The organism is Vreelandella sp. L-15 (assembly GCF_056857635.1).
In genome coordinates this window covers 38,374-62,240 of sequence record NZ_JBSXNN010000093.1, presented here as the reverse complement: position 1 = coordinate 62,240, position 23,867 = coordinate 38,374, and the positions used below count along the sequence as shown (strand labels likewise).

Annotated in this window: 23 protein-coding genes and 1 pseudogene; 14 read left to right on the top strand and 10 right to left on the bottom strand. The window is 56.0% G+C overall.

Going from position 1 to position 23,867, the window contains the following annotated elements; all coding sequences use genetic code 11:
* Positions 1–45: 45 nt before the first annotated feature.
* From AC13CY_RS14740 to AC13CY_RS14715, 6 genes and pseudogenes are all read right to left on the bottom strand, one after another.
* Entirely contained in the window at positions 46–1,506 is a 1,461-nt protein-coding gene (locus tag AC13CY_RS14740; protein ID WP_483052697.1) for a TolC family outer membrane protein, read from the bottom strand.
* Between the two features lie 148 nt (positions 1,507–1,654).
* The gene (locus AC13CY_RS14735; protein ID WP_083602225.1) at positions 1,655–3,610 is read right to left on the bottom strand and encodes a sigma 54-interacting transcriptional regulator; all 1,956 of its coding nucleotides are present in this window, start codon (positions 3,608–3,610) and stop codon (positions 1,655–1,657) included.
* 241 nt (positions 3,611–3,851) lie between these two features.
* Positions 3,852–4,268 (bottom strand): annotated as a pseudogene (locus AC13CY_RS14730) (FUSC family membrane protein); the annotation flags it as partial.
* A gap of 177 nt (positions 4,269–4,445) precedes the next feature.
* Positions 4,446–5,081 (bottom strand): outer membrane protein, encoded by a 636-nt coding sequence (locus AC13CY_RS14725; RefSeq protein ID WP_483052753.1) that lies wholly within the window; start codon positions 5,079–5,081, stop codon positions 4,446–4,448.
* Positions 5,082–5,235: 154 nt separating this feature from the next.
* Entirely contained in the window at positions 5,236–6,489 is a 1,254-nt protein-coding gene (locus AC13CY_RS14720; RefSeq protein ID WP_074210897.1) for an IS256 family transposase, read from the bottom strand.
* Between the two features lie 37 nt (positions 6,490–6,526).
* Entirely contained in the window at positions 6,527–7,948 is a 1,422-nt protein-coding gene (locus AC13CY_RS14715; protein WP_483052696.1) for a HAMP domain-containing protein, read from the bottom strand.
* Between the two features lie 247 nt (positions 7,949–8,195).
* Between AC13CY_RS14715 and codB the strand changes: the two genes are divergently transcribed.
* The 3 genes from codB to AC13CY_RS14700 are packed head-to-tail and all read left to right on the top strand — an operon-like array spanning position 8,196 to position 11,249.
* Positions 8,196–9,458, top strand: coding sequence for a cytosine permease (codB, locus tag AC13CY_RS14710; RefSeq protein WP_058578134.1), 1,263 nt, complete (start codon positions 8,196–8,198; stop codon positions 9,456–9,458).
* A 15-nt stretch (positions 9,459–9,473) separates the two neighbouring features.
* A complete protein-coding gene (gene codA / locus AC13CY_RS14705; RefSeq protein WP_058578133.1) occupies positions 9,474–10,721 on the top strand; it encodes a cytosine deaminase in 1,248 nt (415 codons plus the stop codon).
* A 51-nt stretch (positions 10,722–10,772) separates the two neighbouring features.
* Positions 10,773–11,249, top strand: coding sequence for a YbaK/EbsC family protein (locus AC13CY_RS14700; protein ID WP_062363062.1), 477 nt, complete (start codon positions 10,773–10,775; stop codon positions 11,247–11,249).
* A gap of 16 nt (positions 11,250–11,265) precedes the next feature.
* Here AC13CY_RS14700 and AC13CY_RS14695 read toward each other — a convergent pair whose 3' ends face one another.
* On the bottom strand, positions 11,266–11,715 hold the full coding sequence (locus AC13CY_RS14695; protein WP_062363059.1) for a GNAT family N-acetyltransferase: 450 nt from the start codon (positions 11,713–11,715) through the stop codon (positions 11,266–11,268).
* Between the two features lie 169 nt (positions 11,716–11,884).
* Here AC13CY_RS14695 and pcsA point away from each other — a divergent pair, with 169 nt between their 5' ends.
* Together pcsA and AC13CY_RS14685 are read left to right on the top strand one after the other, a co-directional pair.
* The gene (gene pcsA, locus AC13CY_RS14690; RefSeq protein WP_228168742.1) at positions 11,885–12,625 is read left to right on the top strand and encodes a phosphatidylcholine synthase; all 741 of its coding nucleotides are present in this window, start codon (positions 11,885–11,887) and stop codon (positions 12,623–12,625) included.
* On the top strand, positions 12,625–13,233 hold the full coding sequence (locus tag AC13CY_RS14685; RefSeq protein ID WP_058578131.1) for a DNA-3-methyladenine glycosylase I: 609 nt from the start codon (positions 12,625–12,627) through the stop codon (positions 13,231–13,233). Before pcsA ends, AC13CY_RS14685 begins: the two co-directional genes overlap by 1 nt.
* 18 nt (positions 13,234–13,251) lie before the next feature.
* On the opposite strand, the gene AC13CY_RS14680 is transcribed toward AC13CY_RS14685, so the two are convergent.
* Positions 13,252–14,694 carry an aminotransferase-like domain-containing protein gene (locus AC13CY_RS14680; RefSeq protein ID WP_054641447.1) on the bottom strand — a complete coding sequence of 481 codons (1,443 nt, stop codon included), beginning with the start codon at positions 14,692–14,694 and terminating at the stop codon, positions 13,252–13,254.
* 167 nt (positions 14,695–14,861) lie between these two features.
* Here AC13CY_RS14680 and AC13CY_RS14675 point away from each other — a divergent pair, with 167 nt between their 5' ends.
* Together AC13CY_RS14675 and AC13CY_RS14670 are read left to right on the top strand one after the other, a co-directional pair.
* Positions 14,862–15,053: a DUF1127 domain-containing protein gene (locus AC13CY_RS14675; protein WP_054641443.1), complete on the top strand. Its 192-nt coding sequence runs from the start codon at positions 14,862–14,864 to the stop codon at positions 15,051–15,053.
* On the top strand, positions 15,050–15,925 hold the full coding sequence (locus tag AC13CY_RS14670; protein ID WP_054641442.1) for a PhzF family phenazine biosynthesis protein: 876 nt from the start codon (positions 15,050–15,052) through the stop codon (positions 15,923–15,925). The genes AC13CY_RS14675 and AC13CY_RS14670 overlap by 4 nt, the downstream gene beginning before the upstream one ends.
* Here the strand turns inward: AC13CY_RS14670 and AC13CY_RS14665 are convergent.
* Positions 15,922–16,896, bottom strand: a complete 975-nt coding sequence (locus AC13CY_RS14665) for a LysR family transcriptional regulator (RefSeq protein WP_058578130.1) — start codon at positions 16,894–16,896, stop codon at positions 15,922–15,924. The genes AC13CY_RS14670 and AC13CY_RS14665 overlap by 4 nt on opposite strands.
* Positions 16,897–17,055: 159 nt before the next feature.
* Between AC13CY_RS14665 and AC13CY_RS14660 the strand changes: the two genes are divergently transcribed.
* The 7 genes from AC13CY_RS14660 to speB are packed head-to-tail and all read left to right on the top strand — an operon-like array spanning position 17,056 to position 23,190.
* Positions 17,056–17,883, top strand: a complete 828-nt coding sequence (locus AC13CY_RS14660) for a transporter substrate-binding domain-containing protein (protein WP_058578129.1) — start codon at positions 17,056–17,058, stop codon at positions 17,881–17,883.
* A gap of 48 nt (positions 17,884–17,931) precedes the next feature.
* Complete coding sequence (locus tag AC13CY_RS14655) at positions 17,932–18,588, top strand: amino acid ABC transporter permease (RefSeq protein ID WP_054641439.1); 657 nt, start codon at positions 17,932–17,934, stop codon at positions 18,586–18,588.
* 13 nt (positions 18,589–18,601) lie between these two features.
* Positions 18,602–19,297, top strand: a complete 696-nt coding sequence (locus tag AC13CY_RS14650; RefSeq protein ID WP_054641438.1) for an amino acid ABC transporter permease — start codon at positions 18,602–18,604, stop codon at positions 19,295–19,297.
* Positions 19,284–20,102: an amino acid ABC transporter ATP-binding protein gene (locus tag AC13CY_RS14645; protein ID WP_058578128.1), complete on the top strand. Its 819-nt coding sequence runs from the start codon at positions 19,284–19,286 to the stop codon at positions 20,100–20,102. Before AC13CY_RS14650 ends, AC13CY_RS14645 begins: the two co-directional genes overlap by 14 nt.
* Before the next feature lie 40 nt (positions 20,103–20,142).
* Positions 20,143–20,862 carry a DUF1989 domain-containing protein gene (locus tag AC13CY_RS14640; protein ID WP_058578127.1) on the top strand — a complete coding sequence of 240 codons (720 nt, stop codon included), beginning with the start codon at positions 20,143–20,145 and terminating at the stop codon, positions 20,860–20,862.
* A gap of 20 nt (positions 20,863–20,882) precedes the next feature.
* Positions 20,883–22,172: a M20 family metallo-hydrolase gene (locus AC13CY_RS14635; RefSeq protein WP_058578126.1), complete on the top strand. Its 1,290-nt coding sequence runs from the start codon at positions 20,883–20,885 to the stop codon at positions 22,170–22,172.
* 10 nt (positions 22,173–22,182) lie between these two features.
* A complete protein-coding gene (gene speB, locus AC13CY_RS14630; protein ID WP_084354735.1) occupies positions 22,183–23,190 on the top strand; it encodes an agmatinase in 1,008 nt (335 codons plus the stop codon).
* On the opposite strand, the gene AC13CY_RS14625 is transcribed toward speB, so the two are convergent.
* The gene (locus tag AC13CY_RS14625; protein WP_058578125.1) at positions 23,164–23,784 is read right to left on the bottom strand and encodes a TetR/AcrR family transcriptional regulator; all 621 of its coding nucleotides are present in this window, start codon (positions 23,782–23,784) and stop codon (positions 23,164–23,166) included. The two genes, speB and AC13CY_RS14625, sit on opposite strands and share 27 nt — an antisense overlap.
* Between the last annotated feature and the right edge of the window lie 83 nt (positions 23,785–23,867).

The window sequence follows — 23,867 nt, the reverse complement described above, 5'->3', positions numbered from 1 at the left end:
TTTCTGTACGTTGACGGATCGCAGGCGTGCCCCCATTGGCCGCGCTCAGGCGCCTGGGGTAGGAGGAGCACCAATGTCCATCGCGCGCTGGTAAGTATCAGGCGCGTTGCTTTCAGGCAGGGTGAAGTTGACGCTGTCACCGGTCAGCCAGGCATTGACTTCCTCGATGGCCGCCACGTCCAGCATGCCCGACTGCTGGCGCAGCGACATCAGATTCACCACGTAGTCGTAGCGCGCTTCGGCGTAGCTGGCGATGGCGTTATAGAGGTTCTGCTCGGCATTGAGCACATCGACGATATTGCGGGTACCCACCTCGTAGCCGGAGCGAGTCGCTTCCAAGGCGCTGCGGTTGGACACGATCGCTTGGCGCCGCGCCGCCACGGTGGTGACGTCGTTGACGACCTGGGTATAGAGCGAACGCACCTGCTGGGTGGTATCGCGGCGCTGAGCCTCGAAGTCGTACTGACTGGCCTTCAGGCTATAGGTGCTTTGGCGGATCTGCGCGGAGGTGGTACCCCCGGTGTAGAGCGGCATGGAAGCACGCAGCCCCAATTGGCTATTGGAGTCATTGCCGATCAGTTGGTCCTGATCACTTTCGAAATACTGGTAGTTAGCGAAGGCTTCCAGCAGCGGCAGACGCTCGGCACGCGACAGCTCAACCTCGCTATGCGCCACCTCGACCCCGGCGTCGGCCAACAATACCTGAGGGCTATTGTCCATGGCCAGCGCGACCCAGGCGCCGCGCTCCCTGGGCTTGGGCACATCGATGAGCAACTCCCCGGCCAGGCCCTCGATGCTTGCGTAGCGGCGCCCGGTGAGCTGCTCCAGGGCCTCGAAGTTGACCTGCATGGCACTCTCGGCGGCGATACGCTGGGCGCGGGCCAGATCAAACGAGGCCTCCGCCTCGTGAACCTCGGTGATGGCGATCAGGCCTACATTGAAGCGCTCGCGCGCCTGCTCGAACTGGCGACCGATGGCAGCCTCCTGGGCACGCCGTGCCTCCAGGATATCGTAGGCCCGCAGAATCTCGAAGTAGGCCTCGGACACGTCGAACAGCAGTTGCTGGCGGGTCACCTCCAGCGACAGTGTCTGCTGATCGAGCTGACGCCGGGCGCGGTTGAGCCGCGCGCTGCTGGTGGCATCGAACAACGCCTGCGAGGCATCGAGATTCAGCCTGGTGCTACTGTAATTATTGTCGGTGCCGAAGCTGCTAGCACCGATGCTATTACCACCAAAGTTGAAAAGCTGACGGGAATAGATGCGAGTATTGCTGACGCTGGCGTCGGTGTTGACCTGGGGCAGCAGGGCGCCACGCTCGACGTCAGTGCCGGCCTCGGCGGCCAGCAGCTGGGCACGCGCCGCGGCCAGAGTGGCATCGTTTTGCAGCGCATCGCGGGCGATGGTCACAAGATCCGCCGCTTGAGCTGGCAGGATAAAAGAAGACGTGAGCACTGCTAACAACAGGGGGCGAAAGGGGGCATTGACTGCCCAGTGTGCTAGTCGCATGGGATTGCCTCTAGGTGTCAACGTAAGACGGCGCAGCACGGCACCATTATGAAAGAGTGGCATTATAGTTACATTCATGTATGTATGCTAGACTTGAAGTTGCCTGATTTGTGTGTACAAACGGATGTCAAGCAGATCCTCCCTAACCTTAGTCAAAAGCATCGTTGGCTGACGTACTTTTGCGCTGGCGTCTGCGATATTGCCGGGGATCGATGCCCCATTTTCGCAGTCGTGAAGTGAGCGTGGTGGGCTTCATGCCCAACAGCTCAGCCGCTCCTCCTGCCCCAGACACTTTTCCGTTTGCGGCTTTCAACGCTTTTAGTGCATTGCACCGCTGCTGATGGCACAGCGCTTGCTCGGTGAGCAGGTGGTCGGGCAACTCGCTACTATCGTGCGACGTTTCGTTGAACGCCGTGTGACGAGATAGTGGCTCTACCAACAAAAGATCATCGAAAGAGAGCCGCTGATCTTGCGTTACGATTACCTGACGCTCGATGACGTTCTCCAACTCGCGAATATTGCCGGGCCAGGGATAACGCGTGAGGACATCAAGTTGCGCAGGCGGTATTCGCACCCCAGGTTTGTTGAACTTCAGGCAGGCGCGATGCAAGAAGTAGCGGGCCAGCAGCGGCACGTCTTCGATGCGTTTGCGCAGTGGAACGGAGTCGATGGGAAAGACGTTCAATCGGAAGTAGAGATCTTCGCGAAACTGCCCGGCATCGATCATCTCTTTTAACTCACGATTGGTCGCCGCAATCACCCGCACATCCACTTCGCGGGTACGGTTATCCCCCACTCGCTCGAACTGCTGATCCTGCAATACGCGCAGCAGCTTGCTCTGCAGCTCCAGCGGAATTTCTCCTACCTCGTCAAGAAACAGCGTGCCGCCGTGGGCCAGCTCGAAACGCCCCGGACGATCCTGCATCGCCCCGGTAAAGGCCCCTTTGACATGGCCAAAGAACTCGCTTTCGAACAGATCTCGCGGTATGGCGGCACAGTTGACCCGAATCAGCGGCCGGTCGCTGCGCCCACTTCCGGCATGAATGGCCCTGGCAATCAGCTCCTTGCCCGTGCCGGACTCACCGCTGATCAAGACGTTGGCCCCAGTCGGCGCCACCATGGCAATCTGCTGGATCAATTTGGCCACCGCCGGGCTGTTGCCCACGATATTGCGGTGGTTCACTTCGGCCTTAATCTCTTCTTGCAGGTACTGGTTCTCAAGTTCCAACCGGCGTTTGAGCGACTCCACCTCTTCCAGCGCATCGCGCAGCTGCTGTTCGGCGCGCTTACGCTCGCGAATATCGCGAAACAGGACCACCGCTCCCACTAATCGGCCCATTTCAAAAATCGGTGTGCTGGTGTACTCCACGGGAATGGCCTCGCCATTTTTATGCCAGAACACTTCGTCATCCACATGGTGCACCTGGCCATCGCTAAACGAGGCGTGAATAGGGCACTGCTGTACCGGAAAGTGGCTACCATCGGCGTGGGTGTGGTGAAACATTAAATGCGCATCATGACCCACCATATCCTCGGTGCTCCAGCCGAGAATGCGCTCAGCGGCTGGATTAACGAAGGTCGTTTTACCCTCCGCATCCAAGCCGTAAATACCCTCCCCGGCGGCGCTTAGAATCAGCTGGTTCTGCTTTTCGATTCGCTCGAACACCTGCTCGACTCGCTGCCAACCCACCTCCCCCTGGCGGTGCTGGCGGCTAAGCTCCGCCTTAGCGCGGCGCTGCTCGGCTTTATTGCGATCAATCACCGTCAGCAACAGCTTTGAGGAGTCGTGTAAGCGTTTCCCATAGACCTCAACATGGCGAGGCTGGCGCACGCTATCCAGCAGCACCAAATCATCCGACCATCCTTGGCCGGTGGTCAGCACCTCATCGGTAAAGCTGACCCATAGCGGCAATGAAGCGCTTAAACGGTGGCTAAAAGGGGTCGTAAGCGGCTGCTCATGAATCAGCAGCAGTTGGCACGCCGCTGTATTAGCGTCAATTAACCGGTCGCTGAGCGGGTCAATAATCACCATGGCCAGCGGCGTGTGGTGCGCCATCAGCGTTAAGGTCGGGTGAGCATCATCTTTCAGGGTGGCAGCGTGCATCGCAGGCTCCTCATTTGCCAGCAGGATGTCGCTTACTCCATACAAACAACGGGCCAATCACGAACTTTCGTTATTTAAACAACGAAATATCGTTATTAACGAAATTTCGTGAGTTTTTGCCATTCAAAAATGCCGCCAACCAAAATAGTAAACATTTGATTTTATGCAATTAAATCCAAAACAAGACGTTATGGCACGTAAGTCGCTATCTACTAAGTAGCGCCCAGCTCTCCTCCGGCGCAACACCACTCTGCTGACCGATGCTAATCATGATGTAAAGCGACAGGATCAGCGCACCCGACGCAATGGTGGCGTAGCGCTGACCGATGGCACCCAGCATGATCAGCACAAAGGTCGCCACGCCCAGGCCCAGGGCAAACAGCCACGGCCAGGGAAACAGCCAGTGCACGATCAACGAGGCAGCGCTGAAACAGAGCAGGGTCACGATCAGCAAGCGGAGCCGACCCTGCCAGCTATCGTCGGTTTCCGATAACGCGCTGGCGATAATTCCGAGAAACAGCGGCAGCAGTTGCGTGATATCGGCCAGCGTCCAGCTCAACAACAGCGCACCGCTGAAGGCAATGAAAACCCGCAGGCTGTAAGCGAACTTGTCCAGCGTCCACAGACGCCGCAGGGAAAACGATAAGGAATTCGACATCAAGCCCATGCATACCGTTGAGTGACCACGGCCATTCTATCCGATAGCAGCCTTATATAGCGGGCGGTTCGGCCAGTAATTAAGGACAGGTGACAGCACGGCGCTATGAGCAAGCGCAAAAAGCCCGGCGGTCAAACCGACGCCGGGCAAAAATGGGATCGAAATCAGCGCAGTCGGTTAGAACTTGAACGCGACGCCTATCTGGAAAAGGCTTTCAGTCGGATCGTAGGTCAGGGTGTCGCCGGACTCATCAAATGATTCGCTGGAGTAGTCGGTGTAGGACCAATCCAGGCGTAGCGCAACGTTTTCGGCGACTGCGGTCTCCATGCCTACGCCAACACGAACGCCACCGAATGTTTTGCTCTCACTTTCAGAGATGGATGGGAATCCGATGCCGCTTGCGCTATATGTTGCTTCAAACTTGGTCCACTGATAACCCAAACGACCGTAGACACTGGTGGCGTCGGTAATGTTGTAACCGGCCAAAGCGGCGAGACCATAGGTCTGCTTGGCTTCAACCTCATAGGAAGAACTGGAGCCTCCACCACTGTCACTCACACCGCCATCAGCGTTGCTATAACCGAAGTTGAGCTCAGGAGCCAAATAGAATTCAGGGGTAATATCGAATTTAGCACCAGCAAAAATGCCACCCGCCAGTCCAGTACCAGAATAGTCTGTGGACTCAGAGCCCCAGTTACCTGAAACTGTTTCTTCCACATCAATATTTTGGTAACCGGCTTGAGCACCGGCATAGAACTGCGGAGCCGCCATGGCAGCGGAAGAGGCACCGGCTAGAAACGCGGCGGAGGTCAGAAGAGCGAGCTTATGCTTGATGCTTGATGCTTGATGCTTGATGCTTTCATTTTTAGTTCCCTCCTAGTGTACTGAAATACATAAATACAAACCCTTGATGGGAGCCAGCATTATAATTTTAATTAGAGTTATAGTCAAACTTGGTGGATGGCGGTCAGGCGACAGTCCTGTCTGACTGATCGGTTACCTGCTCTCCATCCTGAAACCGGACGTTGTTCACGACCAGTTCCAGCTTGCTGAACCCCTTGATGCGCTTCCAGCGCTTCTCGGCGCTCTGGAGCAGCTTGAAGACCATCGCCAGGGTCGTCGCTCGGGAGCCGCAGTTCCGGCTCCGCTTGCTCCGCAGGCGCACCGTGGCGAAGGTCGACTCAATCGGGTTGGTGGTGCGGATATGCACCCAGTGCTCTGCCGGGTAGTCGTAGAACGCCAGCAGCTCGTCCCGATCCTTGGCCAGGCACGCCATCGCCTTGGGGTACTTGGCCTCTAAGCGTTTCAGCGTGCGATCGAAGGCCTTGTGCGCATCAAAGCGGGTCTCGGCCATCCAGATGTCATGCAGGTCGGCCTTGACCTTGGGCTGTACCGACTTCGGCAGCTTGTTCAGTACGTTAGCGGTCTTGTGGACCCAGCAGCGCTGATGGTCGGTCTCTGGGTGGATCTTGCTCAAGGCCGCCCAGAACCCCATGGCACCGTCGCCCACTGCCAGCGTGGGAGCCTGGGTCAGGCCGCGTTCTCGCAGACCTGTCAGCAGGGTCTCCCAGCTGTCCGCCGACTCGCGGAAGCCGTCCTCGACGGCCACCAGCTCCTTGCGGCCCTGCTCGGTGACGCCGATGATCACCAACAGGCACAGGCGGTCATCCAGACGTACGTTGCTATAGATTCCGTCGGCCCACCAGTAGACGTAGCGACGGTCGGCCAGGTCTCGCTTTCGCCACTCGGCATGCTCGTCTTTCCACTGCTTCTTGAGCCGCGACACCGTGTTGGCTGACAGCCCCTTGGCCTGGTCGCCCAGCAGCGCCGCCAGGGCTTCCTGGTAGTCGCCGGTGGAGATTCCCTTCAGGTAGAGCCTGGGGATCAGCTCCTCGATGCTGCGGGCCCGCTTCAGGTAGGGGGGCAGCAGGCTGCTATTAAAGCGAGCGCCTCCACCGCTGCGGTCTCGCACCTTGGGCACCTGCACGCTGACATCCCCGATGCCAGTCTGGACCGTACGCTCGGGCAGGTACCCGTTGCGGACCACGGCCTGGCGTCCATCGTCGAGCCGCTGATCGGCATACTGCGCCAAGAAGGTAGCCAGTTCGGCCTCGACAGCCTTGGCAATCAAGTCACGGGCACCTTGGCGCAGCAGCTCGTGCAGCGGGTCAGCGACCTGAGGTTCTGGTTGTGAAAGAGCCCGGAGGGTAGAATCGGTCATGGCGTATCCACTCTGTTGGTTGAGATCTTGGTCGTGATCAATCAACAGGATACGCCACCCTTCCTATCTCCTCCCATACACCAGACTTGAGCTTAACTCGCGCCACATCCGCGCTACGTAACAGTGAATGGCTACTGGTGCCGTCTCTGGGTGCCAGCGCAATGCCTACGCTGACACCAATGTGCACTTCATGACCATCAATCGAGAATGGCTCCTGTAGAACTTGAACCAGTCGATGGGCTAATTGGTTAGCCTCGGCTAATGCGTCGTGATTAGCGTGCTGAATAATGGAGAACTCGTCACCTCCCAACCGCGCGACTAAATCACACTCTTCCAGCAGCCCTTTTACTCGTTGGCTCGCCTCCACCAGCAACGCATCGCCCGCCGCATGGCCGAGCGTATCGTTCACTGATTTGAATCGGTCTAAATCAAAAATCATTACATTAAAGGGAGTGCCATCAGGCACTTGCATGACGGCTTCTTGTAGCGCGTCGTTGAACTGCACCCGGTTCGGCAGCTTGGTTAAGGCATCGTGATGCGCTAAATGTTGGTAGCGCAGCGCCTGCTCTTTCACCTCTAAGAGGTGTTCACGCTCTTCGACTTTCTTTCGCAACGCCTCAATCGCTTGCGCCATGCAGCCTATCTCATCGCTGCGCTGCGTATAGGGCGTGGCACGGTCAGTCTTATTCTGGGCAATATCCGAGAGGGAACGTATTAGGCGGGGAACAGGCTTAAACAGCTGATTCATCAGCATACTGACCAACATTGCAGTGGCTAGCAGCACAACGAATAACGACGCCACCACTTTGAGTATCAGGTCACGGTGCACCTGATAAAGCTCACCTTTTAAGCCAATGCTTGAGACCACAACCCCGTGTAAAACACCTTGGGGTGTCGTAATGGGCAGAGCACTCACGAAGTGCTCCTCTTCACCAATATGGGCAAAGCCTACATAAAACTCGTTGGCTAACACGTCATTGCTCAGCTCAAACGTATCCGGGAACATCATCTCCTCAATGGTGCTGTTATAAGCATCTGCCACCGGAGTGAAGGTACCGCTTGCATCAAATGCAAAGAGCCACACGTTATGCCGTGTTTGGGCGCTGGCCAACGCCAGCACATCAATAGGGCTGAACCCGCTGCTGAGCACCGAGTCTTCATCGCCAATGGAGCGTGCAGAGACCAATTGATTCACTTGACCAGTGGAATCGGTACGCACAGCGACGGAGGTATAAATTCGGCGAATGGTGGCACTGACAATCTGTGCATTGACCTGAGCTTCGCGCCCCCACTGGCCGCGGGCACTACGCTCGACCATGGTAAAACCCAGCATCGCGCCCATCAGGTAGGCAAAAACAACGCCCAGCAGCATAAAGATGGCGACTTTGCCCACCACCGTGCGATGCCACGGAAGCTTAACCTTGGAAACAGGCGCGTTGTCAGCACTGACCTCTTGCATGCAGTACGTGTCCTTTAATCTGCATTATGGCCATCCGCACAGATGCTATAAGCGACCAAAATCTTGGAGTAACGGTATCGACCTCTCAGCAATAGCTGTAGGCTCATGATTAATTAACAAACTATCACTAAATGAAACATTCATAAGTACACCATTTAAACGCTACGCCTCTGAATTGAGCGGCTTATTTGGCATGCCTTTTGCTGAAACTTAATGGTTTCACTCTGTAATTCAAAAGGGGCTTGATATGCACCAAACTGACTACCCACTTAGTGAAGTACCCCAAAGTGCACGCAAAGGCTTACTCTCAACCTCTGCCGTGCTTCTTGGTTTTACCTTCTTTACCGCCACCATGTGGGCCGGAGGCTCGCTAGGCCAAGCTTTTCCAATCGGTCAACTACTACTGATCATTCTAATTGGCAACCTGCTATTAGGCGCTTATGCAGCCTCGCTTGCTTATATCGCATGTAAAAGCGGTCTGAACTCTGTATTGATGGGCCGCTTCTGCTTTGGTGAAAAAGGCAGCAAACTGTCTGATTTTATTCTTGGTTTTACTCAAATTGGCTGGTACGCCTGGGGTACCGCAACCATTTCACTAGTGCTGGTACGCACCACTGGAATGCCTGATTGGTTGGAAATCCCCTTAATGGTGCTCTTTGGTTTCGGTTTCTGCATAACTGCCATGATTGGTTATAAAGGCATGGATTGGCTGTCACGTTTTGCCGTTCCCGCCATGATGCTATTTATTTTGATCAGCCTGTTCACCGGATTGGTGGATGTACGAGGGTTTGCAGGGCTTAGCCAGAAAACACCTTCTGAGAGTATGAGCGTAGCGGCAGCGATTACCGTTATTATCGGCACTTTTATTAGCGGCGGCACTCAAGCAACCAACTGGAGCCGCTTTGCCAAGACACCGAAAATTGCGGTGATCGCAACGCTTGCAGCCTTTTTCATTGGCAACGGTCTAATGGTGCTGACCGGTGCGCTGGGCACCATGATTTACCAGCAGGCAGATATCGTCGATGTTCTCATCGCTCAGGGCTTTGTCTCCATCGCCGTGCTGATGCTGTTTCTGAATATTTGGACCACCCAAGACAACACCATTTACAACTTCGCTGTGGCGGGCTGCAACTTACTGCGCACGGAAAAGCGCCGACTGGTCACGGTCGGAGGAGCCGCCATTGGCACCGTGCTAGCCGTGGGCGGCATGTATAACCTGCTCATCCCTTTCCTAGTGTTGCTGGGTACATTTATCCCGCCCATGGGCGGAGTGATCATGGCTGACTTTTGGTTGAAACATAAAGGTCAGTACCCCTCGCTCGCCACCGCTCAGCTTCCTGATTTCAACCGTCGTGGTTTAACTGCCTATGCGACCGGTGCAGCCGCCGCTTACTTCTCTCCTCTTCTACCACCACTGGTAGGCGTTTTGGTTGCTGCGGGAAGTTACGCGCTGCTGCTACGGTTAAAGCATGCAACGCTCAGTGACCACGTCTCTGCTACCGCTAAATAATAAGTGAGTACTCCTATGCAAATTGTTAACGCACGCCTGCGCCAACGCCCGGAGCTTTACCGAATCGAGATAAGCAACGGCCTATTCACAGATATCACGGCACAAGATTCGCCACAAACGGCAACCGCTGAACAACTGGATGCAGGCGGCAAGCTCATCTGCGCGCCGTTTATCGAGCCTCATATCCACTTAGATGCCGCCCTCACGGCGGGTGAACCAAGCTGGAACCAAAGCGGCACGCTGTTTGAAGGGATTGAGCGCTGGGGCGAGCGCAAACCGCTGCTTAACGAGGCCGACATTCGCGAACGCGTGTTAAAAACCTTAAACCTACTCATCGGTAACGGCGTTCAGTTTGTGCGCACCCACGCCGATACCAGCGACCCAAGCCTTGTGGGGCTAAAAACACTCTGCGCCTTGCGTGATGAGCTGAAGGATAAGATCGACATCCAGGTGGTGGCCTTCCCTCAGGATGGCCTGCTCTCTTACCCTGGCGGCGACAAGCTAATGGAGGAGGCGCTGGAGATCGGCGCTGACGTGGTGGGTGGTATTCCCCACTTTGAATACACCCGCGAGCTAGGCGTGGCCTCCATGAAGCGGGTGATTGAGCTGGCGATGAAGTATGACCGCTTGGTGGATGTGCACTGCGATGAGATCGACGATCCCAACTCGCGCTTTCTTGAAGTGCTGGCCTGCGAGGCTCTGTTCAATGAGTTAGGCAGCCGCGTGACCGCCAGTCACACTACCGCGATGCACTCTTACGACAACGCCTACTGCTCTAAACTCTTTCTGTTGCTCAAGCGCTCGGGCATTAACTTTATTTCCTGCCCAACGGAGAGTATTCACCTTCAAGGGCGCTTTGATACCTACCCAAAACGGCGGGGTGTCACCCGCGTGAAAGAGCTTAACGAAGCAGGTATCAACGTCTGCTTTGCAGAAGACTCGATCTTCGACCCCTGGTACTCGTTAGGTAACGGCAAGTTGCTACGCACGCTCGATTTTGGCCTGCATATCTGCCAAATGATGGGCTACCAGGATTTTAGCAGCGCACTTTCGCTGATTACCGATAACAGCGCCCGCACTATGAATATCGAATCGCGCTACGGCATAGAAGTGGGCAAACCGGCCAGCTTCAATCTACTAGAGGGCGAAGATGACTACATCGTGCTGCGCAACCAAGGTGATGTACTACTTTCCGTGCGGCACGGTGAGATCATCATGCAGCGGGAGCCATCACGTATCGTCACGCCGCCATGGATTGGCTAAGCCCACGCTGGCAAGTTAGATTAGCGATTCTACTTGCCTAAGGAGCACACCATGAGCATCGAGACCGTTCGCCAGTTTTTTGCCGAGCACGCGCCAGAGGTGGCCATTGAAGAGTTGGAAACCAGCACCGCGACCGTACAGCTCGCCGCCGAGGCTCACGGTGTCGCCCCTGGGCAGATTGCGAAAACATTGGCGTTTAAAGTAGGCGAGAAACCGCTGCTGATTGTGGCCAGTGGCGATGCACGGATCGATAACCGCAAAATCCGCGATACCTTCGGCGGCAAAGCTAAAATGCTCGATGCTGACACCGTGATGGAACTGACCAGTCATCCGGTGGGCGGAGTATGCCCGTTCGGGCTGGCGACGGATCTCCCAGTCTATTGCGACGAATCCCTACACGCATTCGATGAAGTGCTGCCCGCGGCGGGATCACCGAACAGCGCGGTGCGTTTAAGCCCCAAGCACTTGGCCGAGCTGGCTGGTGCCCACTGGGTGGATGTGTGTAAGTTGCCGGAGAACGTCCGCTAAATAGCTGTTAAGTGCTTTACGTTACATCAAGTAAATAGCCATAAAACGCCGTATTGCGCTGCCAACCCAGCGATTCATACAGCCGCTGGGCGCGCTCATTCTCTACCTGCGTCATCAATATCAAACGCGCGACGCCATGTTCACGGGCAAGCTGGGTGGCGGCTTCCATGAGCGCCCTGCCTGTTCCTTTCTCACGACACTCTGGCAGAACAAAAAGGTCGTTCAGCGTCCAGCGTGAATTCAAACCGACGGTGGAAACACCGGGATAAAGTTGAACAAACCCCGTAAGTGCGCCATCACTGTTTTCACTCACTAAAATACGGGAATCCGCTTGCCCAAAGCGCTGGCGCAGAAAAGCACGCGCTGCTTGGATATCCCTTGGCTGTTGATAAAACTGACGATAGCCATCTAGCAGTTCGGTTAAAGCGTCGAGATCATGAATAGTGGCAGGGCGAACATGGGTCATACGTTACCTTTCTCGTGGTTCACTCAATCATCGTGGCAATGGAGTAAAGCGGCACTCAACGGATACGCGGCGTATTTCCTGACGGCTTTCTTATAGTAGTGTATCGTCTTTTGAACGTTTATTAATCAATCCAACAGCAAGGGGACGACGCGTTCCCACTGGGGTTACCGTGGTCCAATCACTCTCTACTCAAACTGAATCCCGAGCACCGATTTACAAAGCTTGGAGTGTCCATGTCTTCACCGCCAGCGGCGTGCTGCTTGGCACGATGGCGCTGCTGGCGCTGGTTGATAACAACCCGGTGGCCTGCCTGCTTTGGCTGGGGGCGGCGATGATGATCGATGGTATTGATGGCACTCTGGCGCGCAAATATGAGGTGAAGTCCGTACTCCCCCACTTCGATGGTTCCACGCTGGATATGGTGATTGATTACCTCACCTGGGCCTTTATCCCCGCGCTGTTCATTTACTACTTCATTGAATTGCCGCCCTATTTAGGGCTGATCTCGGTCTTTATCATTTTGCTATCGTCGATGTTCTGCTTCTGCAACGTCGATATGAAAAGCCAAGATAATTACTTCGTAGGCTTTCCAGCCGCCTGGAACATTGCCGCCGCCTATTTTTACATTCTTGATTTACCGCCACTGCTGACGCTTGGCGCAATACTCGTCCTGGCGATGCTGACCGTGACGAAAATGAAGTTTCTGCATCCGTTTCGCGTGCGCCTATTTATGCCGCTCAATATCGCTGTGACGCTGCTTTGGTGTGGCTGCGCGACCGCGTTAATCCTTTCAGCCCCTGATCAAGCTACCTGGGCACTATGGGGCTTAGGATTGACCTCTGCTTACTTCGCCGGCATGTGCCTTTGGCGCACGGCCCAGGAGTGGTTCGACGGGCAGGAGGCGCGCTAATGGCCAACGCCTTTATCGCTCCCGACGGCCACCCACGCTGCCAGTGGTGTGGCGGAGCAGCGGAGTTTCTGCCCTATCACGATCACGAGTGGGGCTTTCCCGTTGACGATGACCAGCGGCTGTTTGAAAAGCTCTGCTTGGAGAGTTTTCAATCAGGCTTGAGCTGGCGAACGATTTTGAACAAGCGTGAGAATTTCCGCGCGGCTTTCCACCACTTCGATTTCAATAAAGTCGCCGGTTTTGACGAAGAGGACGTGCAGCGCTTGCTGCAAGATGCGGGCATTATTCGTCACCGCGGTAAGATCGAAGCCACCATCAATAACGCGCGTTGTGCGCAGGAAATGGTGGTTCAAGAAGGCTCGCTAGCGGCGTTTTTCTGGCGCTATGAACCGGATAGCGCTTCTCTGCCTGCCCCACAAACGCAAACCACATCGCCGGAATCTATCGCGTTAGCAAAAGATCTTAAAAAGCGCGGCTGGAAGTTTTTCGGCCCCACCACCGCGTTTGCGTTTATGCAGGCCATGGGGCTGATCAATGATCACTCGTTAAATTGCATTACTCGCGAACGCGTTGAACAGGCGCGCGCAGCGTTTCAGCGGCCTTCTTGAATGAACACCTCGTTGCTCTTACTTCATCGCCAGTGAGGACTCGCGTACCTCGCTGAGCATCTCACGCGCTAGCTCGCCTACCGTGCGCACCGCTTCTTCCATCGCAGGCGTTAAGGTAAACGCGTAGTTCAACCGCAAGCACTGGCGAAACTTACCCGATGCAGAGAACAGCGCCCCCGGCGCCACATGGATGGCGTGTTGCGCTAAGCGCTCGTTAAGGCGCACGCAGTCGACATCCGCCGGTAGCTCTACCCAGAGTAAAAAGCCCCCTTGCGGGTAGCTAATGCCTGACCCTTTCGGAAAGTAGCGCTGCACCCAGCTAATCATGATATCCCGCTGGCGTTGATACTGGCGGGAAACAGCGCGTAGATGACGCTCAAAATGGCCCTTGGCGACAAACTCCGCCACGGCCAATTGCGGCAACGTGGCAGACGCGCCGGTGGAGACGTACTTCATATGCAGCGCCTTTTCCCGGTAGCAGCCAGGGGCCAGCCAGCCCACGCGCAGGCCCGGCCCTAAGGTTTTCGAGAAACCGCTGCACAGCAGCACGCGCCCGTCGGTATCAAAGGATTTTATCGTGAGCGGCCTGGGTTGGGTGTATGCCAAATCCCCATAAATATCATCTTCAATAATGGCCACATCAAAACGTTGGGCAAGCTGATAGAGCGCCCGCTTGCGCGCTTCTGGCATGGTATAGCCTAACGGGTTGTTATAGGTGGGCGTTACCTGAATGGCGCGAATAGGCCACTGCTCCAGCGCCAGCTCTAACGCTTCCAGGCTGATACCGGTTTGCGGGTCGGTGGGAATCTCCAGCGCCTTTAAACCGTTGGCTTTCAGAATCTGCATGGTGCCGTAGAAGCTGGGCGAATCTACCGCCACCACATCGCCGGGCTGGGTGAGCGTGCGAAGCGCAATGGAGAGCGCTTCCTGGCAGCCGGTGGTAATCAGCACATCATCCGGATGCAGCAGGCAGCCAGATGCCACCGCCAAGCGCGCCACCTGTTGGCGCAGTTCAGGGCTACCGCTGAGTTTGTCGTAATTAAAGCCGTGCAGATCGTTACTACGGTGCAGCCCGGCGAGGATTTTCGACAATGGCTTTAACGACGCCACCTCAAGATTGGGCACACCGCGCCCAAGCAGCAGCCGTTTGTCGTCTCGCTGGGTAGCTACCAGCTCTAGCACTTGGTCCCACTGGGAGACATCCAGCGGGCACTGGGCTGGTCGCGAAACAGAGGGCAAAACGGAGGGAATACGACACGGCAGCACGAAGTAGCCCGACTTTGGCCGCGACTCAATCAGTGCGGCGTCCATGAGTTGGCGGTACGCTTCTTGCGCCGTTGAGATACTCACATTCAGCTCTTGGCAGACCGCGCGAATAGAGGGTAACCGGTCGCCCACGCGATAAATCCCGTGCTCAATCCGCTCCCGTAACGTTGCCGCCACCTCTTCATAACGCGTCATCACGCCCACCCCCGCTCGGTTCATCTGCCATACAGAAGGCATCTCGTTTCGCCATACAGAGGTATAACACGCCCCATCTGTACCGTAAAAATAAAAAAATCTATATCTGTATTGCCACCAGCAGGCTGCGTAACCTAAACAGGCACCCCACCGCTCGGAGAGCCGCCATGCCACGCTTCAGCCTCACTCAGCTTCGTTACCAGCTAAGCCGCTACCAACAGCGCCGCCGCAGCCGTCGGCAGCTGCTCACGCTAGATGACCACTTGCTGAAAGATATTGGCCTCACCCGTGAACAGGCCTGCCAGGAGGGAAAACAAACGTTCTGGAAACAGACGCTCTCTAATAAGGGGGATGTATGACCACCGCCGAGTATTACTTGCTGGATGTCTTTACCGACCAGCACTTTACGGGCAACCCACTGGCCGTGTTTCTCAACGCGGATGGGCTGGACACCTGCACCATGCAAGCGCTAGCCAATGAGTTAAATCTGGCGGAAACGGTGTTCTTGAGCGCCGAGTCAGCGCCACAACACTACCCCATGCGAATTTTCACCCCGACCAGGGAGCTGCCGTTTGCAGGACACCCTACGGTAGGCACTGCCCACCTATTGGCGGCGTTAAAACTCGCTCACCCAGAGCAACCCTTGGTGCTTCATCCGCCCATCGGGAAACTCGCGATCACATGGGCCAACGGTAGGGCAACGTTCAAAACATCCAAGGCCGTTATGCTGGCAGACAGCACTCTCGATCGCCCCACCACCGTTGAGCTGTTGGGGTTAGATATCCATCAGGTAGTGGGCGATCCGGTCATCGCCTCCTTCGGGTTGCCCTTTCACCTGATTGAGCTATCGGATATCGCAGCATTAGAGAGCGTCTGTATTTCCTCCGCCCTCTGGGCAAGTGCCGTGATGCCAAACAGTGCGGTTCAAATCTACCTGTACGCGAGGGAGCATTCAGCGGGACAAAAGACCGTGATTCGCAGCCGCATGTTCTGTATGCACGACAGCCTCTGCGAAGACCCAGCCACCGGCAGCGCCGCAGCAGCGTTAACCGGCTACTTAGCCTCACTCAAGCACGAGGCACTGCAGTGCAAGATTCATCAAGGCGTTGAAATGGGACGGCCCAGCGTTATTTATACGGCGGCCAATGGTGATATAACGCCTGGGTATGTGACGGTAGGGGGGCAGGCGGTCTTGGTGGGTAGAGGGGATATATTTTTAGCGCCAAGTTAATCGAACGATGCATCATCAGTTGAGCCAGTCTTGGGCAACAGCTCATCCCCTTTATACGCTTCAACCAGATGCGACTGTTGCCAAAGCCGGGCGACAAGTTCCTGAATAAATGAGCGCACAATAAGCGAGGGGCGTCGCCCGGCTCGAGTAACGACACAAAACGGCGAAGCGATCTCCACCTGATCCGGCAGCAGCGCTTTGAGTTCGCCCCGCTCCACCCAGTGGTTGGCATAATAGTGGGGCAAATTGCCAATAAAGTGGCCGCTTAAAATCAGTAGCGCCTGGGCTTCCATATTGGATGCATGGGCACCTACCTGGGCATTGGGGAAACTTTGAAGCTCTTGCAGGTTGGCATAGGGGCGTACCACAAAGGGGTGATTGATGACGTCCTCAACCGTTAATTGAGCGCTGTCACGAGCAAACAGCGGATGCCGTTTTGCACAGTAGATACCGTGTACTTCGGTGTAGACCTGACGGTGCTGCAAGCCTTCCATTTGCGCCGTTTCCGGCAGGATGCCGAGCTGTAAGGCTCCATTAGCAATCTCGCCAATCAAGCGATCAGGGCTGCCCACAGTGATATTGAGACGCGCCTGTGGATTCTTACGTAGGAATTCGCCAATCACGCCTTGCAGATCAAGCTCGACATCCATAATGGTGTTATCGACTACGCCCAAGCGCAGCGTGCCGTAAACGGAGCTGCGCAGCTCGCTCATCTCGCTGTCGAAATCGTCTACCGAAGAGAGCAGCTGTTTAGCGCGCTCATACACAATGGTGCCCCGCTCGGTTAGCTCAAACCCCTGCCGCCCCCGATGACAGACAGTGAACCCTACCCGCTCCTCAAGAGCACGAATATGAAAACTGATAGCAGACTGGCTCATATGCAGCGCCGTTTGCGCACCGGCAAAGCCACGGTGCTCGGTCACCGCAAGGAATACAGAGAGGCTTTTCAGGTCAGCGGCTGAGAGTTTCATCGGCATGCTCTAAGTTAGTGCAATTAACATCAATAAAATGGGTATGAACATCGAAAGATAACAGTTTTATTGTTGCATAACGCCTGCTTAACTCAAGGGGTTCTTGCTCAGTAGGCGATAGCCGCTGATTCGAGTATCACCACCCCGAGGAGCATCCCCATGCAACGTATCCCGACTATTACCGCTGGCCTCCTACTTGGCGTTAGCTTCGCCACTACCGCTCATAGCGATTTGTTAGACGACATTCGCACCGATGCCACCTTTACCGTCGGCACTGAAGCGCGCTTCGCCCCGTTTGAATACATAGAAGATGGCGAAATTGTCGGCTACTCCGCCGACATCATGGAACACATCATGAGCGAGCTTGAGGGCGTCGAATTGATCCGCATGGATCTCCCTTGGCAAGGCATTCTGCCGGGGCTGGAGCGAGAGCGCTTTGACTACGTCATTACGTCGGTCACCGCCACGCCCGAGCGTATGGAGCGCTACCACTTAAGCGCTCCCATTGCCGATGCCACCATGGCAATGCTCAAACGCGCTGGCGAGGATGACATCAGCTCACCTGAAGATATCGCCGGCAAAGTAGCCGCCGCTCAGGCAGGCTCAGCGCAGTTAGAAGCGCTGGAGGCATTGGCCGCAGAGTTAGAAGAAACGGGAACACCCGTTGCAGATATTCGTACCTACACAGGCGTTGATGAGGCCTATGCCGAGCTAGGGACGGGCCGTGTCGATGTGGTGATCAATAGTCTTCCTAACCTGCTCGAAGCCGAGCGCACCCGCCCTGATGTGTTTGAAGTGGTCGGCACTTTCGGCGACCCGGTTTACTTCTCCTGGGCCGGACGCGATGACGAAGAGAGCGCATCCCTTAACGCCTTTATGGATGAGCAGATTCAACGCCTAAATGAAGACGGCACCCTGAATGAGCTACAGGAAAAATGGTTCGGTGGCCCGATGGATCTACCGTTAGAACTCCCAGCGGCCGAGTAAAAAGGGTTGAGTTGGTGAAGCCGTTTTTCTTCATTTTACAGGTGCTACATGTTTGAGATTCTGCTCAACCACTACCCTGTGCTGCTCAAAGGCTTGACCACCACCTTGGTGGTCTCGCTTTCCGCCATCGCATTGGGGTTGGTATTAGGCGTTTTGCTGGCCTTTGGTTTGACCAGCCGGTATCGCCTAGTGCGCTGGCCCTGCGGGCTTTACCGCAGCTTTTGGCGTGGCACCCCCATCCTGCTGCAACTGCTGCTGGTCTATTACTTACTGCCCGAAATCGGCATTGAGATCGCACCTATTACCGCCGCTATTTTGACGCTTACGCTGAATACGGCCGCCTTCCAATCGGAAATTTTCCGTAGCGGCATCAGCCACATTCCCGCTGGGCAAATAGAAGCGGCGCGCATGGCGGGCATCTCGGCGTGGCAAACCCGCAGGCGCATCATCATGCCTCAGGTATTTCGCCTGACGCTGCCGCCACTGACGAACGAGATCATCACGATTCTCAAAAATTCATCGCTAATATCGGTGATTGCCGTTACCGAACTAATGCGCGTTAGCGAGCAAATCGCCTCACGCACCTTTCAGCCGCTGGAAACGTATTTGGCTGCCGCGCTGCTTTATCTCGCGGTCAATTTGGTGCTGGCACGACTCAGCGCTTACTTAGAACACCGCATGACCGGCGGTCTTGCCACCGAATAGGGGAGTGTCCGTTATGTTTGATATTGCCCTGCTATGGGACGTCCGTGGGCTGATTCTGCAAGGGTTGTGGAATACGCTGTGGATCTGCTTTTTCGGCTGCTTACTAGCCGTTTCATTGGGGCTGGTGCTGGCGGCGCTACGGCTGGCTAATCCACGCCTGTTCGGCTATCCGGTGGCCTGCTATGTGGAAATTTGCCGCGGCATCCCGCTGCTGATTCTGTTGTTTTTACTCTATTACGGCGGCCCCAGCATTGGCCTACGGCTAGATGCTGAGATTGCCGGTGTCACCGGTATTGGGCTGTATGGCGCAGGCTACTTTGCGGAAATTTATCGTGGCGGCTTCAAGTCCATTCCCAAAGGCCAGCTTGAGGCGGCGCGAATGCTCGGCATTTCACCCTGGCACGCGCTGATACGTATTCAGATTCCTCAGATGGCACGTCTGATCGTACCGCCCGGCACCAATCAGCTAATCATTTTGGTGAAAGAGTCCGCGCTGATTTCGATTATCTCAGTGGATGACCTGACCAAAAACGCCACCACCATCGTTAATCAGACGTTTCAGGTCATCGAGCCCTACTTGGCGGTTGCGTTGCTCTACTGGCTGATGATTGAACTGGTCGCCCGGGGCGGCTATGCGCTGGAAAAACGCTTAGCCAATCGTCAACCGCGCCATGTCGCTCAAAAGGATAACTCCCATGCCAACGGCTGACACACTCTCACCGCCTACGCCTACCCGACAAAAAGCCATTGTTGAGGCACACGGTATCAGTAAGCAGTTTGGCGATCTGGAAGTGCTGACCAACATCGACTTCAGCCTCGCCCCTTCCGAAGTGGTCTGCGTGATTGGCCCCTCCGGCTCGGGTAAATCCACCCTGCTACGCTGTCTGGCGTTCTTGGAGCCCTACGATCATGGCAGCGTTTATATCGACGGCCAGCTATTGGGCTTTGAGGATCGCAACGGCAAGCGTGTGCGCACCAGTGAAAAGCGCGTAGATGAAGTGCGCGCGCCAGTGGGCATGGTGTTCCAGCACTTTCACCTATGGCCCCATCGCACGGCACTGGAGAACGTGACCGAAGCGCTGCGTCTGGTTAACGGCCTTTCCCGGCAGGATGCAGAAGTGGAAGGCATGGCCATGCTCGAACAGGTTGGCCTTGCTGACCGTGCAGGCCACTTTCCCGAGAGCCTTTCTGGTGGCCAGAAGCAGCGGGTGGCGATTGCTCGGGCGCTCGCCATGAAGCCCAGAGTAATGTTCTTCGATGAGCCTACCTCGGCGCTCGACCCTGAACTGGTTGGCGAAGTCCTGGATGTCATGAAAAAGCTAGCCGCCGATGGCATGACCATGGTGATCGTCACCCATGAAATGGGCTTTGCCGCCAAAGTGGCTGACCGCGTGATCTTTATGGATCAAGGCCGCGTGGTCGAGAGCGGCCCGCCCGCAACCCTGTTCCGCCAACCAAAAAGCGAACGCCTTCAACAGTTTCTTAATACCTGGCGTGAGCGCCATATCGACTGACTCAGTCACCTAAACACGATTAAAACACCTGGAGCATCCCATGAGTTCTGATACACGCTTTGACCACGCTCGCATTGAGCAACTGCCGCGCAGCAACAGCGAACCCTGCGGCCATAACCACAGCTTGGAAAACCCCATCTCCCCCGACGGCACGCCGGTGTTAGGCAAGCGCTACGAAGTCGCCGCCCGTGGCGGCCGGGCAGTGCGTCTAAAAGCCGGACAAACCATCCGTATTATTAATACCCACGGTACCCAAGTGTGCGACACCTGGGCGTTTAGCACCGATAATATCAACGAGTTCATGTCTTGGGAGCACGGGCGTGCCTGGTTGAGCGCGCTGATTCCTCAGGCAGGCGACCCGCTGATAAGTAACCGCCGCCGCCCGATCATGACCCTCACCGCCGACACTTCGCCGGGTATCCACGACACGCTAATGGCCGCCTGCGACCTGTTCCGCTATATGACGCTGGGTGTTGAGGGCTACCACGATAGCTGCGCCGATAACCTGCGTTTAGCCATGAAAGCGATAGGCGTTGTCACTCCCGAGGTGCCTCAGCCGCTCAATCTATGGATGAACATTCCCGTTAATGACCAGATGAAAGTCGACTGGTGCCCGCCTGTGTCCAAACCCGGTGACTATGTCGAGCTACGCGCTGAGATGGACTGTATCGTGGCGATGTCCGCCTGCCCGCAAGACATTATTCCCATCAATGGTGCAGACTGCGTACCTGTCGAGGTACATTTTGAAGTCTACGAATAAAATCCCCTAGGGAGAGCCTGATGGAAAGCCACCTTCATTATCCAACCGAGAAGCCCGTCATTGATGTGGCGGCGATAGCAGCAGCGGTAAACCCGGAACGACTTGCCAACGACTTAGCCACGGTCGCGAAGATGGGCGGCCGATCAGACGGCGGTGTAGCGCGTTTAGCGCTTGATGACAACGACACCCGCGCCCGGCTTTGGCTGATTGAGCAGGCCAGCGCACTGGGTGCCAGGGCAAGCGTCGACGCGATCGGCAACGTGTTTCTTGATGTGCCCGGTAGTGACCCCGCGCTTGAGCCTGTCGTTACGGGCAGTCATTTGGATAGCCAACCGACGGGTGGCAAGTACGATGGAGCGCTGGGCGTGCTGGCAGGGCTTGAAGCACTGCGCGCGCTTAAGCAGGCGGGGTTTACACCGCGCCGCCCTCTTTCACTGGTGAGTTGGACTAATGAAGAGGGGGCGCGCTTCTCACCCGGCACTTCTGGTTCGGCGGTATTTTGCGGCGTGCGAAGCCTGGATGAAACGCGCTTAGTCGAAGACAACGACGGCGTCAGTCTGGGACGTGCCTTGGATACTTGCCTGGCGGAACTGGACGCTGCAGGCGTTCCCCGTCGCCCGTTGGCAACTCCGATGCATGCTTTTCTTGAGCTGCATATTGAGCAAGGCCCTATTCTGGAGCGCCAGGGTGTCTCTGCAGGCGTTGTAGAAGGCATTCAAGGCGTTAGCTGGTATGAAGTCACCGTATCGGGAAGCGCCAACCACGCGGGCACCACCCCGCGTGCCATGCGTCGCGATGCGCTAGAGGGCGCCTGTGCGCTGGCAACCGCACTACGAGAAGCCGCCCGAGATAGCGAAGACCGCGTGCGTTTTACCATTGGCACGTTTGCCGTCAGCCCTGGCTCGGTGAACACCATTCCCGATCAGGTCACCTTCACTATTGATTTACGCCACCCCGAAGCAGCGACGCTAAAAGCGCTGGAAGCCGAATTCAATGAGCTCGCTCAGCAGACCTGGGCAGGCTGCAAAGCAACACTGACATCGCTATCGCGCGTTGAGCCAGTGGCGTTTCCCGCCACCCTCACCGTTCTGCTTGATGACACCGCCCATGAACTAGGTATTACTGCACCGCGATTAGTATCGGGTGCCTTTCACGATTCGATTCACCTCGCCAACCACTGCCCAACAGCGATGCTGTTTGTACCCTGCCGCGATGGCCTTAGCCACCACCCTGATGAGCATACTGAACTTGATGATGCCGTTGCAGGCACGCAACTACTGGCCGCCAGTTTGGCGAGCTTAACCCGATAAGGAGAGCCACATGGCCAAGGGCACCGACGGCACTCGCCGCAATGCCGCCACCGGCGAAAGCTACCTACCGCACCAGGAGCCACGCTATCGCGAAATAGCCAGCTTCTTGCGTGCGCCGCTAGCCGAATCGTTAGACGAACTCGATATTGCCCTGGTCGGCATTCCTTTTGATGGCGGGGTCAGCAATCGCCCAGGCGCCCGCCATGGCCCGCGTGAGATTCGCAACCAGTCGAGTATGATGCGCAGCCTGCACCATGTCACACGTCTAGACCCTTTTGCTCAGGCACGCATTGCCGACATAGGCGACGTTCGCTTTTCATCGATCTACGACCTTGAGCAGGTCTCCAATGATATTGCCACTTATTACTCGGCGATTCGCCGAGCAGGCGTTATCCCGCTAAGCGTTGGTGGCGACCACTTGATTACCTATCCCATCCTGCGTGGCTTAGCGGCCGATGGCCCGGTGGGGTTGATCCATATTGATGCTCATACCGACACCTGGGACGAGTTTCAGGGCTCAAAATTTCACCACGGCGGCCCCTTCCGCCTCGCCTGTGAACATGGCCTGATTGACCCCAAACGCACGGTGCAAATTGGCATTCGCGGTGCCCAAAACACCACACAAGGCTGGGACTACTCAGACGCTAGCGGCATGCGAGTAATATTTATGGAAGAAGTAGATGCGCTGGGCATTGAAGCGACAGTCGCTGAAGCACGCCGCGTCGTGGGCAGCGGCCCAGTATATCTATCCTTCGATATCGATAGCATCGACCCCGCCTTCGCGCCTGGGACCGGCACCCCTGAAGTAGGCGGTCTTACCAGCCTGCAAGCCCTGCAGCTAGTGCGCGGCTTTCGCGGCATACCGCTTATCGGCGCCGATGTAGTGGAAGTCTCCCCACCCTTCGATCCCAGCGGCAACACAGCACTGCTTGGAGCCACCATTATGTACGAACTTTTTTGTTTGATTGCTGAGCAAGTAAGCCTGGAAAGTCTAAGCCGTCAGCCCAATGCCTCTTAAAATCACAGAGGTCACCGACTGCACGGCTTTTTCAAACTGTAAGTCGTCCAGAGGTTTGTCGTCGTTGAGCAGGTAGATTTGGTAGTCGAAGTCCGCGTAGTGCTGGGTGGAGGCCCAGATCATGTAAAGCAGGTACGAAGGCTCGACGGGATTGATTTGGCCGGAATCGACCCATTCGCGGATTTTCGACTCTTTTAGTTTGGCCCATTCATAAAGGTTATCGCGCAGGCGCTCTTTGAGCATCGGGGCACCCTGCATCACTTCAGCGGCCCACACTTTGGAGCCGTGGGCGCGGTTGCGAGAGTGGTTCATCTTGGCGCGAATGTAGGTGGAGAGCACCACTCGGGGGTCTTCATACAGCTCAAAGCAGAGCGCGTCCTGCTTCCATAGCTCTAATAGCGCCAGCAATACCTCTTGATAGAGTACTTTCTTAGTGGCGAAATAGTAGTGCACATTGGACTTTGGCAGGTCGGCTAACTGGGCAATGTCGCCCATGGAGGCACCGGCGTAGCCTTTTTCGGCAAACAGCTGCTCCGCCGCCTGAAGGATCTTTTTGACGTTCGTTTGCCGAATTTCGTCCTGTGTTCTCGCCACGCTGGTATCCCTTTGCAACCCTGACCGCTCATAATACGCACCAAAAAATACACCACCGCCCAACAATGATGCAGGCGGTGGTG

Excerpts from the sequence above, each read along its gene's own strand:
- AC13CY_RS14720 (WP_074210897.1), bottom strand. The coding sequence starts at position 6,489 with ATGACCGATTCTACCCTCCGGGCTCTTTCACAACCAGAACCTCAGGTC.
- AC13CY_RS14650 (WP_054641438.1), top strand. The coding sequence starts at position 18,602 with ATGTTTGATATTGCCCTGCTATGGGACGTCCGTGGGCTGATTCTGCAA.
- codA (WP_058578133.1), top strand. The coding sequence starts at position 9,474 with ATGCAAATTGTTAACGCACGCCTGCGCCAACGCCCGGAGCTTTACCGA.
- AC13CY_RS14675 (WP_054641443.1), top strand. The coding sequence starts at position 14,862 with ATGCCACGCTTCAGCCTCACTCAGCTTCGTTACCAGCTAAGCCGCTAC.
- AC13CY_RS14635 (WP_058578126.1), top strand. The coding sequence starts at position 20,883 with ATGGAAAGCCACCTTCATTATCCAACCGAGAAGCCCGTCATTGATGTG.
- codB (WP_058578134.1), top strand. The coding sequence starts at position 8,196 with ATGCACCAAACTGACTACCCACTTAGTGAAGTACCCCAAAGTGCACGC.
- AC13CY_RS14660 (WP_058578129.1), top strand. The coding sequence starts at position 17,056 with ATGCAACGTATCCCGACTATTACCGCTGGCCTCCTACTTGGCGTTAGC.
- speB (WP_084354735.1), top strand. The coding sequence starts at position 22,183 with ATGGCCAAGGGCACCGACGGCACTCGCCGCAATGCCGCCACCGGCGAA.
- AC13CY_RS14715 (WP_483052696.1), bottom strand. The coding sequence starts at position 7,948 with ATGCAAGAGGTCAGTGCTGACAACGCGCCTGTTTCCAAGGTTAAGCTT.
- AC13CY_RS14735 (WP_083602225.1), bottom strand. The coding sequence starts at position 3,610 with ATGCACGCTGCCACCCTGAAAGATGATGCTCACCCGACCTTAACGCTG.
- AC13CY_RS14680 (WP_054641447.1), bottom strand. The coding sequence starts at position 14,694 with ATGACGCGTTATGAAGAGGTGGCGGCAACGTTACGGGAGCGGATTGAG.
- AC13CY_RS14695 (WP_062363059.1), bottom strand. The coding sequence starts at position 11,715 with ATGACCCATGTTCGCCCTGCCACTATTCATGATCTCGACGCTTTAACC.
- AC13CY_RS14665 (WP_058578130.1), bottom strand. The coding sequence starts at position 16,896 with ATGAAACTCTCAGCCGCTGACCTGAAAAGCCTCTCTGTATTCCTTGCG.
- AC13CY_RS14700 (WP_062363062.1), top strand. The coding sequence starts at position 10,773 with ATGAGCATCGAGACCGTTCGCCAGTTTTTTGCCGAGCACGCGCCAGAG.
- AC13CY_RS14685 (WP_058578131.1), top strand. The coding sequence starts at position 12,625 with ATGGCCAACGCCTTTATCGCTCCCGACGGCCACCCACGCTGCCAGTGG.
- AC13CY_RS14640 (WP_058578127.1), top strand. The coding sequence starts at position 20,143 with ATGAGTTCTGATACACGCTTTGACCACGCTCGCATTGAGCAACTGCCG.
- AC13CY_RS14645 (WP_058578128.1), top strand. The coding sequence starts at position 19,284 with ATGCCAACGGCTGACACACTCTCACCGCCTACGCCTACCCGACAAAAA.
- AC13CY_RS14655 (WP_054641439.1), top strand. The coding sequence starts at position 17,932 with ATGTTTGAGATTCTGCTCAACCACTACCCTGTGCTGCTCAAAGGCTTG.
- AC13CY_RS14670 (WP_054641442.1), top strand. The coding sequence starts at position 15,050 with ATGACCACCGCCGAGTATTACTTGCTGGATGTCTTTACCGACCAGCAC.
- AC13CY_RS14740 (WP_483052697.1), bottom strand. The coding sequence starts at position 1,506 with ATGCGACTAGCACACTGGGCAGTCAATGCCCCCTTTCGCCCCCTGTTG.